The 693-nt window shown below is 78.4% G+C and carries 1 pseudogene; it reads right to left on the bottom strand.

What is annotated here, in order from left to right:
* Window positions 1–73: 73 nt before the first annotated feature.
* Window positions 74–693, bottom strand: a pseudogene (locus EBN88_RS31055) (type VII secretion integral membrane protein EccD); the annotation flags it as partial.

The following is a 693-nucleotide window of genomic DNA, read 5'->3' as shown; positions in this document are numbered from 1 at the left end:
AGCGCGGCGACCGCCACGGCCAGCCCCCGCGCGCCCCACGCCCCCGACACCAACGGCATCCCCAACGCCCCCGTCACACACGCAGGTTGAGCAGCGCGCCGTACACGTCCCAGACCGCGAGCACCAGCGGCACCACCGCCACCAGCAGCAGGGTCTCCACCGCGTCGAGGGCCCTGGCCAGCCGGGGGTTGCCCCGGTAGCGGCCGGCGGCCAGGCCCACGCAGCCGGCCACCACCGCCGTCGTCAACGCGACCGGCAGCAGCACGCCCAGCAGCGGCAGGCCCTGCGAGGCCCGGTCGGCCAGCACGGAGGCGGCCGCGCCCGCCGCCGCGACCAGCGTCGCCACCAGCGCCGTCGCCACCTGCCAGGTCTCGCGGAACATCCGGGTCCGCAGCAGCGTCAGCAGCGTGAGCGTCCCGCCGAGCACCCCCGCCCACAGCTCGGTGGCGGCGAACAGCACCAACACCGCGCCGGTCGCCGCCAGTTGGCCGCCCACCAGCAGCCCGCCCAGCAGCCGCCTGGCCGCCGCGACCCTGGCCGTCAGCCGCTCGTGTGCCAGCTGCCCCGGCAGCCGCTCCAACTCCTCGGCGACGGCCGCCAGCTGCGGCGCCGGCACCCGCGCCAGGCGCAGCGCCAGCGGCGGCCATGCCGTGGTCAGCGCCATCGCCAGCGGCGCGGCGACCGAGGCGGCCT

The organism is Streptomyces triticirhizae, assembly GCF_003696235.1.
Classification (GTDB): domain Bacteria; phylum Actinomycetota; class Actinomycetes; order Streptomycetales; family Streptomycetaceae; genus Streptomyces; species Streptomyces triticirhizae.
This window is presented reverse-complemented; position numbering and strand designations above follow the sequence as displayed.